Source organism: Pseudomonas californiensis (assembly GCF_021147775.1).
Lineage (GTDB): Bacteria > Pseudomonadota > Gammaproteobacteria > Pseudomonadales > Pseudomonadaceae > Aquipseudomonas > Aquipseudomonas californiensis.
The window spans coordinates 159,642-174,087 of sequence record NZ_JAGTPK010000005.1; the positions used below are offsets into that span (position 1 = coordinate 159,642).

Genomic DNA, 14,446 nt, shown 5'->3' on the forward strand with positions numbered 1-14,446 from the left:
TGTGAAACGAGTCCACGTGGCCGCAGCCGTCATTCGTGGCGCGGACGGCAAGATCCTGATTGCCAAGCGTGCAGACAGCCAGCATCAAGGCGGCCTGTGGGAGTTTCCCGGTGGCAAGGTCGAAGCCGGGGAAACCGTTCAGGTCGCTTTGGCGCGAGAACTGCGCGAAGAGCTCGGCATTGAAGTGTTCGCTGCACGCCCGCTGATCAAGGTTCAGCATGACTATCCCGACAAACAGGTGCTGCTCGATGTGTGGGAAGTGTCCGAGTTTACCGGTGAGCCTCACGGTGCCGAGGGTCAGCCTCTGGCATGGGTGAGTGCTCGCGAACTGGCTGATTACGATTTCCCCGAAGCCAACAAGCCGATCGTTGCCGCTGCGCGTCTGCCCGGCGAGTACCTGATCACGCCTGAAGGCCTGGATAACATTGAGCTGCTGCGTGGCGTGCAAAAAGCCATAGCGGGCGGGATCAAACTGGTTCAGTTGCGTACGCCAGGTGGTTATGACCCGAAATATCGTGATCTGGCGGTCGATGCCGCCGGGTTATGCGCGGGCAAGGCCCAACTGATGCTCAAAGGCCCTCTGGAGTGGCTGGGTGACTTCCCGTCAGCCGGGTGGCACCTCACGGCTGCGCAACTGCGCAAGTACGCCAGCCGCGGACGTCCGTTCCCTGCAGAGCGTTGGCTGGCGGCTTCCTGCCACAACGCCGAAGAGCTCGCGCTGGCGGAGCAGATGGGCGTTGATTTCGTCACCCTGTCACCCGTTCAGCCGACCCTGACCCATCCGGATGCTCAGCCGCTTGGCTGGGAGCAGGCAGCCCGATTGATTGCAGGCTTCAGCAAGCCGGTGTTCCTGTTGGGTGGTGTAGGGCCTGAGCAACGTCAGCAGGCCTGGGACAATGGTGCGCAGGGCGTAGCCGGTATCCGCGCGTTCTGGCCTGAACAGCTGGACTGAGTATCGAGGCTGGCTCGCGAACAGGTCGTGGTATTCATCGAACATATCCAGCCCGAAAGGCGCCAGAACAATCAGCGCCTTTCGACAAACCATAGCGATCCAGACCCTTCAGCCAGCCTTCGCAACACTCAAGCCGGCCTGGGCGCGGGTTCCCAAAGAATTTCGGCAATCTGCTGCCTTCTGGCAATCAGACGCGCTGCGACGAACAGAAGATCCGACAGCCTGTTGATGTAGGCCAGACCGACCCCTTCCAGTGGCTCGACGGCATTCAGATGCTGGCAGCGGCGCTCAGCGCTGCGAGCAAGGCTGCGGCACACGTGAGCTTGAGCGATCAGCATCGAGCCGCCGGGCAGGATGAAGTTTTCCAGCGGGCCCAGTTCCTCGTTCCACACGTCGATGGCCGCTTCCAGGCGCTCGACCTCGGTGCTGTTCAATGCCTTGTAGGTCGGCATTGCCAACTCGCCACCCAGGTCGAACAGCCGGTGCTGGCAGGGCGTCAGCACGTCGATGACCTCGTTCAGCGCTGGAACATCCCGCGCAGCTTCGACAAGCCCCGCCAGTAACAGGCCCAGTTGACTGTTGAGCGTGTCGACTTCGCCAATGGCCTCGACCCGCGGATGATCCTTGGGCACCCGACGTCCATCGCCCAGCCCGGTTTCCCCGGCGTCTCCGGTGCGTGTGTAAATCTTCGATAAGCGAAAGCCCATTGCGTTGGCTCCTGGTCAAGACTTCGAAATAACCTGTTGCTCCACGTTCATCTGATTGGCTACCAGTGGCAGACGTAGCGTGAAGCAGGTTCCCATACCGATGGACGATTGCACCTCCATCTGGCCTTTGTGGTTGTTGGTAATGATGAAGTAAGACACCGACAGCCCGAGCCCGGTGCCCTGACCGATTTCCTTGGTGGTGAAGAACGGTTCGAAAGTGCGTTTTCGAACGCTTTCGGACATCCCGATTCCGTTGTCCTCGACGTGTATTTCTGCCCAGGGCGGGTTGAGCCGAGTGCGTAGCGTGATACGCCCTGGCTCGTCACCGTCGGGACGTTGATGAATGGCCTGTGCCGCGTTTTTCAGCAGATTGAGCAACACCTGCTCCAACTCGTTGGAAATGCAGGGCACGGGGCCCAGTTCGGGATCGAACTGGCGAATGATGTGCTGGCCCTTGAAGTCAAAGCCAATAGTCAGGTCGAAGTCATTGCTGGCGATTTCGACCGCCTGATCGATAAGGGCGGGCAGGTCGCAGGAGGACAGCTGGCGGCTGCTCAAGCGGCTGAAGTTGAGCATGTGGCTGACGATTTTTGCAGCGCGCGCCCCGGCCTGTTGAATCCCGTCCAGTAGATGCGGCACTTCCCGGCTGGTCAGGTAGCGATTGACCACCGCCAGATCAATGCCGTCGGCTTCGGCCTGCTCAAGGTTTTTCGGCAACTCTGGCGAGAGGCGTCGTCGGATGTTCTGCACGTTGTGCAGTATCGCGCCCAAAGGGTTATTGATCTCATGCGCCATACCGGCAGCCAGACCGCCGACCGAGAGCATTTTTTCCGACTGCACCATCATTTCTTCCAGCGAAATACGCTGGGTTATGTCATCGATACGGATCACCACACCACGGCCTGCATCGCCGCTCAGCGGGTAAAAGGTCAGAGCATAGTGGCGGGGCTCTTCATTCTTGACCCACGTCACGCGCTCGATTTTGGTGACACCGTGGCGCTCGACGGTATGTTTGATCTGCGGCAGAAAGCTGCGCATTGGCTCGAACGCTATGAAAATCGGCTGGTTGAGTGCCTCATCCAGCGTCGTGCCGGACAAGGCAGTCGCCTCCTGATTCCACTGCGTCACGTACAGCTGTTCGTCCAGAGCAATCATCGCCGAAGGCATGGAGTCAATGATGCTGTTGAGGTAATTCTGAAAGCCGGTAAGTTTCTTTTCGATCTTGCTGCGCACCTGGACTTCAAGCTCCAGCTTGCGATTGGTGTGGCGGGTTTCCTCGGCAAGGCCCTGAGCCTGATCGTAAGCGTCCTGCGAGTCGTCGCGCGCCCGTTTCAATTGCTGCTCGCGGGCTTCGATGCGCGACAGCATGGTATTGAACGCCTCCGCAAGGCTGCCGATTTCATCCTCGTTGCCGGGCTCGGCGCGCAACGCGTAGTTTTCTTCGCGCGTAACCTGACGTGACAGCTCCTCAAGCTGGTAGATGGGTTCGGTGATCAGGCGCCGTATCTGGCGGGCCACGACCAGCCACAGCAGCACGCTGAACACCAGAATCCCGAGGCTTGCGGTCAACGTACCGGTATAGAAAGCGGCAGGCAGCTCACTGCTCGCCACCAGCAGCAGATGCCCTGGCGGTTGGTCGTCTTTCGGGACGGTAATGACCTGCGTGCTGCGAAACTCGGTCAGGCGCCAGTTATCGACATTTTTGTAGTCCCTGGGCAGCTCCAGAGGTTCGCCCTGCTGCATCTGCGCAAGCTGCTCGCCGTTATTGTCGTAAATGGCCGCAGCGCGCAGTGGGCCGTAACTTTTCAGTTCGCGGAGCAGGGCGCGTGCATCGGTGGGCGAACTCAAGGCGCGTTCGTTGAGGTACGCACTGCTGATCAATCGGCCAATGGTCTGCAAGGCCTGTGGTGCCATGGCTTCCTGTGAGATGTAATAGGCAGCGCTGATGAAAGTCAGGTTGGCAACCAGCAGCACGGTGGTCATCAGAACCAGCAGGGCGGCCAGCAGTTTCTGGCCGACAGGCAGGTTTTCCAGGCGTTGGCGCAAAGGCATGGGGCGAATCGCATTGGCATGTGGAAAGCGCAGGGTAGCGCGGGCTAGTCGGTACGCAAACCCTTGCTTGCCAGATGTTTGATCAGACGCGTCTGCAACTGCTGCAAGTGCGGTATCGGGCATTGATGGCGAGAGGCAGCCGCGCAGGCGTAACCCAGTAGATAACTGATTTCGGTGCGTCGCCCTTGTGCCACGTCCTGATACATGGACGAGTAGTTGGCAGCCGTGGCCTTGATCACTCGCAGCACCTCATCGTGCAGGTCCAGTGCAGCGCCAGGCTGGCCGCAACAGTTCAGCAGGTCGGTCAGCTCCGCACACAGCGTCGCGACTTCACACGGATGCTCCAGCAACTCGCCGTTACGGCAGTCATGCAGCACCGTCAGCGGATTGATCGCGCAATTGAGCGCCAGTTTGCGCCACAGGCGCGTGAGAATGTCCGGTGTCCATTCATGCGGGACGCCGCTGTCGTGCAGGTCCTGTAGAAGCGTTGGCGCAACCGGGTTCGATGAATCGCCCAGCCAGGTGAAGCCGTGACCTGCAAACACAACGCGCCAGTCGGCTGGGCGAAACGCGCCTTCGGTGCTGGATGCAAACAGGATGCGCGCCTTGGGAAGGAGGGCAGCGACCGCATCCTGACTGCCAAGACCGTTTTGCAGGAGGATCACCTCTGCCTCAGGCGTCAGGCGTGATGCCAACTGCAAGACAGCCTGTTCGGCGTCGTAGGCTTTGCAGGCCACCAGCAGCCGGGTGATGGGTTCCGGATCATCAGCAGTCTGAGCAGGAATCTGGAACGAACCGGCAACATCGTTTTCTACCAGTGTCAGGCAACCGCCGTCAGCATTGTAAATGGCCAGCCGTGCAGCATCGCGTAGCACCAGCCGCACCGGCACGCCAGCCCTTGCCAGGCGTGTTGCCCAGAGACTGCCCAGGCTGCCAGCGCCGAGCACATGCCAGGTCGTCACGCTCATCTCGATGTGCTCCTGAGATGGGAAAGCCTTGCCGTGCTGAAATCGGTGCTGAACATGAAAGGCTCACAGTGAACGCAGGAAAAGTCTCGTTATAATGAGCGTTCTTTCATACCGTCAAGTCATGCGCGCCATTGCAGTCCAGTGCGCGCCGTTTAACTGGAGAAAACATACATGCCCTCGTTCGACGTAGTGTCCGAATTGGATAAACACGAAGTCACGAATGCCGTCGACAATGCCATCAAAGAGCTGGATCGCCGCTACGACCTGAAAGGCAAGGGCACGTTCGAGTTCAAGGAACTGACCGTCACCCTGACCGCCGAAGCCGAGTTTCAGCTGGAAGCGATGATCGAGATCCTCAAGCTGGCTCTGGTCAAGCGCAAGATCGACGTGAAATGCCTTGAGGTCAAGGATGCGTACGCTTCCGGCAAGCTGATGAAGCAAGAGGCTGTGCTGCGCGAAGGCATCGACAAGGAGCTGGCGAAGAAAATCGTTGCTCACATCAAGGATGCCAAGCTCAAGGTTCAGGCCGCCATTCAGGGCGAGCAGGTTCGTGTCACGGGCAAGAAACGTGATGACCTGCAAGATGCCATCGCTGCGCTGCGCGCCTACGATTCGGGCATGCCGCTGCAATTCAACAACTTCCGTGACTGATTGTTCGCACTGAATGCCTGACACCCGGGTTGTCTGGTTGGTGCGAATTGTATTGAGCTCTGAGCCCGCGGCGTTTTGCCGTTCGCTCGGCGCCTGTGTGTGACGGATAAGGAGCTAACGATGGATTTGAATGCAGAGGTCGGTCACCTGTGGCAAGCGTCACAGGCATGGATTCCGATGATCATGCAGTACAGCGGTCGTCTGGTGCTGGCACTGGTCACGCTGTGCGTCGGCTGGTGGCTGATCAACAAGCTGACCGGCAAACTGGGCGCCTTGCTGGCGTTGCGGCATGCCGATCAAGCCTTGCAGGGTTTCGTCAGCAACCTGGCGAACATCATTTTGAAGATTCTGCTGGTGGTCAGCGTCGCGTCGATGATTGGCGTGGAGACCACCTCGTTCGTGGCTGCGATTGGTGCAGCCGGCCTGGCGATTGGTCTGGCGTTGCAGGGCAGTCTGGCGAACTTCGCCGGCGGAGTGCTGATTTTGCTGTTTCGTCCCTTCCGCATCGGCGACTGGATCGAAGCGCAAGGTGTGTCGGGCACCGTCGACAGCATCCAGATATTCCACACAGTGCTGCGTACCGGCGACAACCGTACGGTCATCATGCCCAACGGCAATCTGTCCAACGGCATCATCACCAACACCAATCGTCAGCCGACACGCAAGATCGTGTTTGATATTGGCGTCAGCCACGATGCGGATCTGCGCAAAGCCTTGCAGGTTCTGCTGGACATGGCCGATGACCCGCGTGTGCTTGCGGACCCGGCCCCGCAGGCCGTGGTGGCAGCGCTGGGCGAGAACGCGATCACCTTGTCGCTGCGGGTCTGGACCAAGACTGGCGATCTGGGCGACGTGACCTCGCGCTTCAACATCGAAGCACGCGATCGTCTGAAAGAGGCGGGTATCGAAATCCCGGCTCCGCAACGCACAATGCGGGTCGTCCAGGAGTAGGTTGGCGTAGGCTTCTGAAACCGCAAATGAAAAAGCCCTGATTCGCGAGAGTCAGGGCTTTTTTGCTTAGCAGCCGTATTACATCCGGGCCAGCGCTACAACAATGCCGATCACTGCGGCGACAGCACCCAGCACATTCAGGAAAAACCCGACGCGCAGCGCTTGGGAGAGCTTCCAGGGCTTGAAGCAGAACGCATAGATGATCAGGAAAATGATCGCGAAAATTTCAAGCTGACCGAGCAGCACGACGGCACTGCCGATCGTCATCGGCGATGCTGCACTGGAAGCGAGAAACGCGATAGCGGTCCAGACAACGGGGAGCCAGACGCCCAGGCCGATCAGGGCAAGCAGAAGGTACTGGTTAAACGTGGTCTTTTTTACGGTGTTCAATTCCTTTCCTTTTAGCAAAGTGAGGGTGCAGCCCGAGATTTTACGCCTCAGGCGTCGGTCATTATCAGGGCTTCTCGATCGTCGGGCTCTCCGCCGATTCTGCAATGTCGGCAGTCCGTATCTCCCTGCTCCACTGCAGAATGATCATGATCAGCGTCGGCACCCCGAGCAGCGCAGTAATGAGGAAGAAGTTGTGGTAGCCGAATTTTTCGACCATCACCCCTGAGTAACCACCAATCAGGCGCGGCAGCAGCAGCATGATCGAGCTGAGCAGGGCGTATTGGGTGGCTGAGAATTTAAGGTTGGTCAGGCTCGACAGATAGGCAACAAATGCCGAGGTCGCCAGCCCGGAACTGAGATTGTCCAGCGATATGGTCAGGATCAGCATCCGGATGTTCGGTCCCATGTCCGCCAGCAACAGGAACAGGATGTTGGTCGAGGCCGACGCCAGACCACCAATGAACAGAATCGGCATGATGCCGAAGCGCACAATCAACAAGCCGCCGGCGCCCGCACCCAGCAGGGTCATGATCAGGCCGAATATCTTGCTGACACTGGCGATCTGATCCTTGGTGAAGCCCTGATCGATGTAAAAGACGTTAGCCATCACGCCCATCACGGTGTCCGACATCCGGTAGGTCGCAATCAGGCCGAGCAGCAGCAAAGCCTGCCAGCGATAACGCATGATGAAGTCGTTGATGGGTGTCAGCACGGGCGCCAGGCCGCGGCGACCCATGGACGACAGGCAGGCGACGGTCAGCACGGTGTACAGGATCGCGCGCAGAAACGCCCGGTCTTCCAGCAGCAGATCCATCCAGCTGGTGCCCTCGAACAGCACGCTGGCGAAGTCGGTGTTATAGAGCTGGGTGAACATCGCCGGAACGGACACCAGAAGCACGATCAGGACGAACACCGAAGCCAGTTGATGCGTGAAGCCATAACGCGCGGCCGACAACTGGGTGCGCAGCGGCACAGGCGGTTCGCGCATGACCAGGGTGGTGACCAGCGCTGGCAGCATCAGTAGGCCGAACAATACGTAGGTGCCGGTCCAGGCAGAGTGTTTATAGGCGAAGCCGGTCGAGCCGAAGCCTTCCGCGAAATACAGCGCACCCGCGGTCGCCAGCAAAGCGGCCACGCGGTAGCCGGACATATAGCTGGCTGCCAGCGCGGCCTGCTGCGTGTCCTGGGCGATTTCCAGGCGGTAGGCATCAATAGCGATGTCCTGGGTCGCCGACGAAAAGGCCACGACCACAGCAATCGCAATCAACCATGAGAGATGCTGCTGCGGATCGCAGAAACCCATGCCGATCAGGCCGAGTATCACCAGGGTCTGCGACAGCACCAGCCAGGAGCGTCGACGGCCCAGCTTTCCGAGCAGCGGCAGACGCCACTGGTCGAGTAGCGGGGACCACACCCACTTGAACGCGTAGGCAAGACCGATGAGGCTCGCGTAACCAATGGTTTCGCGCGCAACACCTGCTTCGCGCAACCAGACGGATAACGTTGAGAAGACCAGCATGTAAGGCATGCCCGCAGCGAATCCGAGCAGCAGTAACACTAATGTCGATGGGCTGGCATATGCGGCGAGCGCGGCGCGCCAGGTTTTACGGGGCATGGGCTGGAGTCTGCCTCAGGTTACGAAAACAAAGGCCGCACTCTAACCGCTCAGCTATATAGGGCGCCAGCCATGGCGCTGCATATCCACACGATTGTTAATAATGAAAACGCCTTCTGCGCGCAAACGGGCACGCTGCTCATCGCCTGAAAGGCTGCCCTGCGCCAGACTGATCCTGCCGCCTGCGCCCAGCACACGGTGCCAGGGCAGTGTCGAACCCTCCGGCAGTTGACTCAGCGTGCGGCCCACCCAGCGCGCCGCCCTGCCGAGTCCTGCCAGCTCTGCCAACTGTCCATAGCTGACGACATGACCCTCAGGCACCTGTGCAAGCGTCAGGTACAGCGCTGTGCGCCGTGCGTCGGCAGCTGACAGGCCTGTGGGGTCGTTTTGCTTCGAAACCGGGTAGATCACATATTAATCCTGTATAAAACGCTACTGATTGTCGTTCTCTGGAACTACAGATGAATCTTATTGTCTGTGATAGCTGTTCCTGGCGGTCAGCCGATTGCCTTGACGTTATCCAGCAGGATGATGCCCGTTTCCGCCCTACAGAGCCTAATCATCGCTTATGTTGTCCAGAACCCTTCTGTGCCTTGCAGTCTCCGTTGCTTCCACTCCGCTGTTTGCCGACACCGTCTGGCTTAAAAACGGCGATCGCCTGACCGGGACAATCAAAGTCTTCGATGGCGGCAAACTGTTGCTCCAGACCGCTTACGGGGGGGCTATTCCAATTGACTGGAAACAGGTCAAGACCCTGGAGAGCGATCAGCCGCTTTTGGTCAAGCAAGACGAGCACAGTGGCGAAGTCAGCAAATCGCTCAAGGCCTCCGACGACGGCAAGGTCGTACTGGCCAATGGCGAAGCGCCGAAAACGGTCGAGCTGGCGAGCATTCAACAGATCATCAAGCCCAAGCCGATCATCACTGATCTGGTCTGGAAAGGTAATATCGATGCCGCGCTGGACTTTCAGCAAGCAGAAAACGACACCGATGATTACAACATTGCCTTCAAGACGTCCGCACGCCACGGACAATGGCGTCATAACGCCAAAGGTGATTACAACCGCGAGACCACTGACGACGTAGTCGGCACCGACAACTGGAGCGCCGAGTACTCGCTGGACCGATTCCTTACAGAAAAATTCTTCTGGGATGCGCGCGTCACCTACAAGCGCGACAAGATCGAAGACCTGTCTCGCCAGCGTGTCGTCGGTACCGGTCCTGGTTATCAGTTCTGGGATGACGAATTGGGCGCATTCAAGGTGGGCGGGTTGCTCAACCGTACCGATTTCGAATTCGTCAACGGCGAGAAGGAAAACTTCTACTCGGTCGCAGGCACCTGGGACTACACCCGCTACCTGATCGGCAAAAAAGTCGAGTTCTTCAGTAACGGCGAGCTGGGCAAGCCGTTGAGCGGCGTGGCTGATTACTCGATGGATGTCGAAGCAGGCCTGCGCTACAAGGTGACAGATTGGGCATCGCTTAATCTCAAGGCCGAGAAGAACGTCATCAGTGGCTCTGACAACGGCGACATCGACAAGACCCGCTACACCGCTGGCTTCGGCGTGACCTGGTAAGTGGCTGGCGAGCGATCTGTCGCATGACATGCATGCAAGGCAGATCGCTTGCCAACCGCTGCTGTGACTAGATCCTCATTGCGCCGTCCAGCTCCAGAATACGTCCACTGAAATAATCGTTTTCCAGAATGTAGGCCACCGAATGAGCAATCTCGTTCGGTTTGCCCATGCGTTTGAGCGGTATGGCGGAGGTCATCTTTTCCAGCGCCTCGGGCTTCATGCTGCCGGTCATCTCGGTTTCAATAAAGCCGGGCGCTACGCCCGCAACCCGAATCCCGTAACGCGCCAACTCTCGGGCCCAGGTCACCGTGGCGGCTGCAACGCCTGCCTTTGCCGCCGAATAGTTAGTTTGTCCGATATTGCCGGCTCGTGAGATCGACGAGATGTTGATGATCGCGCCTTGGGTCTTCTGCTCGATCATTTTCGCCGCCACCTCGCGCGTGCACAGAAACACGCCGGTCAGGTTGACGTCGATTACGGACTGCCACTGGGCCAGGCTCAGCTTGGTCATCACGCCGTCCTTGACCTTGACCAGCAGCCCGTCGCGCAAGATGCCTGCGTTATTGACCAAGCCATGGATCGCGCCGAAGTCGTCGGCTATTTTATTGACCGTATCAACGACCTGCTCTTCATTGGCGACGTTGCACAGATAGGCGCAGGCTTCGACGCCCAACGCCTTGCAGGCAGTTACCGCCTGATCGAGCTTCTCCTGGTTAAGGTCAACCAGCGCCAGATTTGCCCCTTTGCCCGCCAGGTATTCGGCCATTGCCAGCCCCAGGCCTTGGCATCCGCCCGTAATTATTATTAGCTTGTCTTTCAATTCCATGTGCGTGCCCAATCTGCTGATTGTGTTCATGGCGTCACTGCTTGATGCGAGTGCTCGTGCCATGGCCAGAGCACGTTATATTCTGTTTCCGCGCGTTCGTCTTCCACTCGACGAAAACGATAGAGGGAGTCATACAATGAGCGCGAAAGCCTCCAGAGATGCGCGTCATCTGCTACTCAAAGAGTACCGGGCTGTCCTGTCTACCCATTCCAGATCCATGCCCGGTTTCCCGTTCGGTTCGTCGGTGCCTTACTGTCTGGATGATCTGGGCCGTCCGTTGATCCTGATCAGTCGCATTGCTCAGCACACGCATAACCTCACCCTCGACCCTAAATGTTCACTGCTGGTGGGTGAGCGCGGTGCCGAAGATGTCCAGGCCGTTGGCCGGGTTACGGTGCTGGCGAATGCCGAAAAGCTGACTGATCCCCAGTCTGTCGAGGCTGCGGCCCTGCGGTATTACCGTTTTTTCCCGGAGTCGCAAAGCTATCACTCTGCCCATGATTTCGATTTCTGGGTGCTGGTGCCCGTGCGTTATCGCTACATCGGCGGTTTCGGTGCCATTCACTGGTTTGATGAAATAGCCTTGCCCAATCCGTTCGCTGGCGCCGCTGAAACGCGCATGGTCGAGCACATGAACGATGACCACGCCAAAGCCATTGCTCACTACGTTGAGTTGTCGGGCCTGCCTCGGACCGAGCCTGCTCGACTGGTGGGGCTGGACAGCGAAGGTCTGCACCTGCGGATCGCCAACAGCTTGCATTGGCTGGCGTTTTCCGAGCCTTGTAATACACCGACACACGTTCGCGAGGCCTTGGTTCAACTGGCTCACGCGCAAAAATGGCCCGAGGACAGCGTTCAGACAGCTTGAATTAACGACTTTCTGACATCACATAAGGTCTACTTGGAAGGCACCCTTCCCTTGAGGAACTGATTTGATGCGTGTTTTTTTGCTGATGTTCTTACTTTTTCCGGTACTCGAGCTGTTTCTCCTGGTTCGAGTCGGTATGTCCATTGGCTTTCTCTGGACATTCCTGCTGGTCCTGGCGACTTCGATGCTGGGGCTTTTCATCATGCGTGTGGCCGGTTTCGCGACAGCGTTGCGAGCCCGCGAGAGCCTGGCGCGTGGCGAGCTTCCCGCGCAGCAGATGCTTGAGGGTCTGATGGTTGCCGTGGGCGGTGGCTTGCTGCTCCTGCCAGGCTTCATCAGCGACATCCTGGGCGTGATCTGCCTGTTGCCGGTGACGCGCCGTCTGCTGATAAACAAAGTGCGTCAGCGCGCCGAGAGCCAGGCCATGCGTCAGCGTGCATTCGCCGATGACCTGCAGGCCCAGGCCAATCACGGCCAGCCGAGCAGCCGTCCCAGCGCGATTCATCAGCCTACGCGTGAGCCTGATGTGATCGAAGGCGAGTTCGAGCATCGCGACAAATAAGCTCGACCGTCCTGGCGATGCGGCACCTTCGGGTACCGCATCTGTTTCTGGAACATGCCCGGTCGCGACGTACTCGCCTGCAAAAAAAATCTTGCCCCGCACTTGTAATACCCATGCCTGCCCTTATGTATGGGTCACCGCAAGGTTTCTGGCCTTATTGCCAGACCGTATTCTGCGGTTCGCGCGTCGAACCGTAACCGGCAAGTCCGGATTTAACACAGGCCGGTGTCATCACCGACCACTCAAAAAACATAATCAGGAGATCGACAATGAAGCTTCGTCCTCTGCATGACCGCGTCGTAATCCGTCGCAGCGAAGAAGAAACGAAAACTGCCGGCGGTATCGTTCTGCCAGGTTCGGCTGCCGAAAAGCCTAACCGTGGCGAGATCGTTGCTGTTGGTACCGGCCGCGTGCTGGACAACGGTGAAGTACGTGCGCTGGCTGTGAAAGTGGGTGACAAAGTCGTGTTTGGCCCGTACTCCGGCAGCAACACTGTGAAAGTTGACGGCGAAGACCTGCTGGTAATGAGCGAGAACGAGATCCTCGCCGTTGTCGAAGGCTGAGTGCTCCCGCTGATTTCCGTTACTACAAAGTATTCAAGGAATAATGATCATGGCTGCTAAAGAAGTTAAATTCGGCGATTCTGGCCGTAAAAAAATGCTCGCTGGTGTAAACGTCCTGGCTGATGCAGTAAAAGCGACCCTGGGCCCTAAAGGCCGCAACGTCATCATCGAGAAGAGCTTCGGCGCTCCTCTGATCACCAAAGACGGTGTATCGGTTGCCAAAGAAATCGAACTGAAAGACCGTTTCGAGAACATGGGCGCGCAGCTGGTCAAAGACGTTGCCTCCCGTGCCAACGATGACGCTGGTGACGGCACCACAACTGCTACCGTTCTGGCTCAAGCCATCGTCAACGAAGGCCTGAAAGCCGTCGCTGCCGGCATGAACCCTATGGACCTCAAGCGCGGCATCGACAAGGCGACCATCGCCATCGTTGCTCAGCTCAAGCTGCTGTCCAAGCCATGCACCGACACCAAGGCGATTGCTCAGGTTGGCACCATCTCCGCCAACTCTGACAACTCCATCGGCGACATCATTGCCGAAGCCATGGAAAAAGTGACCAAAGACGGCGTTATCACCGTTGAAGAAGGTTCGGGTCTGGAAAACGAGCTGTCTGTTGTTGAAGGCATGCAGTTTGACCGTGGTTACCTGTCCCCGTACTTCATCAACAAGCCGGACACCATGGTTGCCGAGCTCGACAGCCCGCTGCTGCTGCTGGTTGACAAGAAGATCTCCAACATCCGCGAAATGCTGCCGGTTCTGGAAGCAGTCGCGAAGGCAGGTCGTCCACTGTTGATCGTTGCTGAAGACGTTGAAGGCGAAGCCCTGGCGACTCTGGTTGTGAACAACATGCGCGGTATCGTGAAAGTTGCAGCCGTCAAGGCTCCAGGTTTCGGCGACCGTCGCAAGGCAATGCTGCAGGACATCGCTGTCCTGACTGGCGGTACCGTTATCTCCGAAGAGATCGGCCTGAGCCTGGAAACCACTACCCTGGAACACCTGGGTAATGCCAAGCGCGTTGTGCTGAACAAAGAAAACACCACCATCATCGACGGTGCTGGCGTCAAAACCGACATCGACTCGCGCATCTCTCAGATCCGTCAGCAAATCGGTGACACCAGCTCTGACTACGACAAAGAAAAACTGCAAGAACGTCTGGCCAAGCTGTCGGGCGGCGTTGCAGTGATCAAGGTCGGTGCCGGTTCCGAAGTTGAAATGAAAGAGAAGAAAGCCCGCGTTGAAGACGCCCTCCACGCTACTCGTGCAGCCGTTGAAGAAGGCGTGGTACCTGGCGGCGGCGTAGCACTGGTTCGCTCGCTGCAGGCCATCGAAGGTCTGAAAGGCGACAACGCTGATCAGGACGTCGGTATCGCTCTGCTGCGTCGTGCAGTTGAAGCGCCTCTGCGCCAGATCGTTGCCAACTCCGGTGACGAGCCAAGCGTTGTAGTCGACAAGGTCAAGCAGGGTTCGGGTAACTACGGTTACAACGCTGCTTCCGGCGAATACGGCGACATGATCGAAATGGGTATCCTGGACCCGGCCAAGGTGACTCGCTCTGCTCTGCAGGCTGCGTCCTCCATCGCCAGCCTGATGATCACCACCGAAGCGATGATCGCTGATGTGGCTGATGACAAGGCAGCAGGCGGCGGCATGCCGGACATGGGCGGCATGGGTGGTATGGGCGGCATGATGTAAGCCAGCTTTACCCCCTGAGCGACACCCATAAAAAACCCCGCCTTGTGCGGGGTTTTTTTATGGGGCTGATTC

The 14,446-nt window shown here is 58.2% G+C and carries 15 protein-coding genes; 8 read left to right on the plus strand and 7 right to left on the minus strand.

The features are described 5' to 3' along the window. Position 1 precedes the first annotated feature (1 nt). Positions 2 to 952, plus strand: a complete 951-nt coding sequence (locus KDX37_RS07045; RefSeq protein ID WP_231651950.1) for a Nudix family hydrolase — start codon at positions 2 to 4, stop codon at positions 950 to 952. A 128-nt stretch (positions 953 to 1,080) separates the two neighbouring features. Here KDX37_RS07045 and KDX37_RS07050 read toward each other — a convergent pair whose 3' ends face one another. Genes KDX37_RS07050 through KDX37_RS07060 form a run of 3 tightly spaced genes read right to left on the minus strand, consistent with a single transcriptional unit; the run spans position 1,081 to position 4,679 of the window. Next, entirely contained in the window at positions 1,081 to 1,659 is a 579-nt protein-coding gene (locus KDX37_RS07050; RefSeq protein WP_231651951.1) for a cob(I)yrinic acid a,c-diamide adenosyltransferase, read from the minus strand. Positions 1,660 to 1,674: 15 nt separating this feature from the next. Further along, complete coding sequence (locus KDX37_RS07055; protein ID WP_231651952.1) at positions 1,675 to 3,711, minus strand: ATP-binding protein; 2,037 nt, start codon at positions 3,709 to 3,711, stop codon at positions 1,675 to 1,677. Positions 3,712 to 3,755: 44 nt separating this feature from the next. Continuing rightward, the gene (locus KDX37_RS07060) at positions 3,756 to 4,679 is read right to left on the minus strand and encodes a putative 2-dehydropantoate 2-reductase (RefSeq protein ID WP_231651953.1); all 924 of its coding nucleotides are present in this window, start codon (positions 4,677 to 4,679) and stop codon (positions 3,756 to 3,758) included. A gap of 171 nt (positions 4,680 to 4,850) precedes the next feature. On the opposite strand from KDX37_RS07060, the gene KDX37_RS07065 reads away from it, so the two are divergent. Both KDX37_RS07065 and KDX37_RS07070 read left to right on the plus strand, forming a co-directional pair. After that, positions 4,851 to 5,330 (plus strand): YajQ family cyclic di-GMP-binding protein, encoded by a 480-nt coding sequence (locus KDX37_RS07065; RefSeq protein ID WP_125831552.1) that lies wholly within the window; start codon positions 4,851 to 4,853, stop codon positions 5,328 to 5,330. A 120-nt stretch (positions 5,331 to 5,450) separates the two neighbouring features. Continuing rightward, on the plus strand, positions 5,451 to 6,281 hold the full coding sequence (locus KDX37_RS07070; protein ID WP_231651954.1) for a mechanosensitive ion channel family protein: 831 nt from the start codon (positions 5,451 to 5,453) through the stop codon (positions 6,279 to 6,281). 78 nt (positions 6,282 to 6,359) lie between these two features. On the opposite strand, the gene KDX37_RS07075 is transcribed toward KDX37_RS07070, so the two are convergent. From KDX37_RS07075 to KDX37_RS07085, 3 genes are all read right to left on the minus strand, one after another. Beyond that, positions 6,360 to 6,671, minus strand: coding sequence for a hypothetical protein (locus tag KDX37_RS07075; RefSeq protein ID WP_231651955.1), 312 nt, complete (start codon positions 6,669 to 6,671; stop codon positions 6,360 to 6,362). 64 nt (positions 6,672 to 6,735) lie between these two features. Beyond that, on the minus strand, positions 6,736 to 8,286 hold the full coding sequence (locus tag KDX37_RS07080; RefSeq protein WP_231651956.1) for an AmpG family muropeptide MFS transporter: 1,551 nt from the start codon (positions 8,284 to 8,286) through the stop codon (positions 6,736 to 6,738). Positions 8,287 to 8,340: 54 nt separating this feature from the next. After that, on the minus strand, positions 8,341 to 8,697 hold the full coding sequence (locus tag KDX37_RS07085) for an MGMT family protein (protein WP_231651957.1): 357 nt from the start codon (positions 8,695 to 8,697) through the stop codon (positions 8,341 to 8,343). A gap of 157 nt (positions 8,698 to 8,854) precedes the next feature. On the opposite strand from KDX37_RS07085, the gene KDX37_RS07090 reads away from it, so the two are divergent. Then, a complete protein-coding gene (locus KDX37_RS07090) occupies positions 8,855 to 9,862 on the plus strand; it encodes a DUF481 domain-containing protein (RefSeq protein WP_231651958.1) in 1,008 nt (335 codons plus the stop codon). A gap of 67 nt (positions 9,863 to 9,929) precedes the next feature. Here the strand turns inward: KDX37_RS07090 and KDX37_RS07095 are convergent, their stop codons facing one another. Continuing rightward, on the minus strand, positions 9,930 to 10,688 hold the full coding sequence (locus KDX37_RS07095) for an SDR family oxidoreductase (RefSeq protein ID WP_231652006.1): 759 nt from the start codon (positions 10,686 to 10,688) through the stop codon (positions 9,930 to 9,932). Positions 10,689 to 10,824: 136 nt separating this feature from the next. Here KDX37_RS07095 and KDX37_RS07100 point away from each other — a divergent pair, with 136 nt between their 5' ends. The 4 genes from KDX37_RS07100 to groL all read left to right on the plus strand — a co-directional run bounded on the left by KDX37_RS07100 (position 10,825) and on the right by groL (position 14,374). Next, positions 10,825 to 11,556 carry a HugZ family pyridoxamine 5'-phosphate oxidase gene (locus tag KDX37_RS07100; protein ID WP_231651959.1) on the plus strand — a complete coding sequence of 244 codons (732 nt, stop codon included), beginning with the start codon at positions 10,825 to 10,827 and terminating at the stop codon, positions 11,554 to 11,556. A gap of 67 nt (positions 11,557 to 11,623) precedes the next feature. Beyond that, on the plus strand, positions 11,624 to 12,118 hold the full coding sequence (locus KDX37_RS07105; protein WP_231651960.1) for an FxsA family protein: 495 nt from the start codon (positions 11,624 to 11,626) through the stop codon (positions 12,116 to 12,118). Between the two features lie 269 nt (positions 12,119 to 12,387). Further along, positions 12,388 to 12,681, plus strand: coding sequence for a co-chaperone GroES (locus KDX37_RS07110; protein WP_003304675.1), 294 nt, complete (start codon positions 12,388 to 12,390; stop codon positions 12,679 to 12,681). 49 nt (positions 12,682 to 12,730) lie between these two features. Continuing rightward, entirely contained in the window at positions 12,731 to 14,374 is a 1,644-nt protein-coding gene (gene groL / locus KDX37_RS07115; protein WP_231651961.1) for a chaperonin GroEL, read from the plus strand. The last annotated feature ends 72 nt before the right edge of the window (positions 14,375 to 14,446 follow it).

What these genes read in the sequence shown, in the direction of transcription:
- KDX37_RS07105 (WP_231651960.1), top strand. Translation starts at nt 11,624, where the DNA reads ATGCGTGTTTTTTTGCTGATGTTCTTACTTTTTCCGGTACTCGAGCTG.
- KDX37_RS07080 (WP_231651956.1), bottom strand. Translation starts at nt 8,286, where the DNA reads ATGCCCCGTAAAACCTGGCGCGCCGCGCTCGCCGCATATGCCAGCCCA.
- KDX37_RS07055 (WP_231651952.1), bottom strand. Translation starts at nt 3,711, where the DNA reads ATGCCTTTGCGCCAACGCCTGGAAAACCTGCCTGTCGGCCAGAAACTG.
- KDX37_RS07070 (WP_231651954.1), top strand. Translation starts at nt 5,451, where the DNA reads ATGGATTTGAATGCAGAGGTCGGTCACCTGTGGCAAGCGTCACAGGCA.
- KDX37_RS07100 (WP_231651959.1), top strand. Translation starts at nt 10,825, where the DNA reads ATGAGCGCGAAAGCCTCCAGAGATGCGCGTCATCTGCTACTCAAAGAG.
- KDX37_RS07110 (WP_003304675.1), top strand. Translation starts at nt 12,388, where the DNA reads ATGAAGCTTCGTCCTCTGCATGACCGCGTCGTAATCCGTCGCAGCGAA.
- KDX37_RS07060 (WP_231651953.1), bottom strand. Translation starts at nt 4,679, where the DNA reads ATGAGCGTGACGACCTGGCATGTGCTCGGCGCTGGCAGCCTGGGCAGT.
- KDX37_RS07065 (WP_125831552.1), top strand. Translation starts at nt 4,851, where the DNA reads ATGCCCTCGTTCGACGTAGTGTCCGAATTGGATAAACACGAAGTCACG.
- KDX37_RS07050 (WP_231651951.1), bottom strand. Translation starts at nt 1,659, where the DNA reads ATGGGCTTTCGCTTATCGAAGATTTACACACGCACCGGAGACGCCGGG.
- KDX37_RS07095 (WP_231652006.1), bottom strand. Translation starts at nt 10,688, where the DNA reads ATGGAATTGAAAGACAAGCTAATAATAATTACGGGCGGATGCCAAGGC.
- KDX37_RS07090 (WP_231651958.1), top strand. Translation starts at nt 8,855, where the DNA reads ATGTTGTCCAGAACCCTTCTGTGCCTTGCAGTCTCCGTTGCTTCCACT.
- groL (WP_231651961.1), top strand. Translation starts at nt 12,731, where the DNA reads ATGGCTGCTAAAGAAGTTAAATTCGGCGATTCTGGCCGTAAAAAAATG.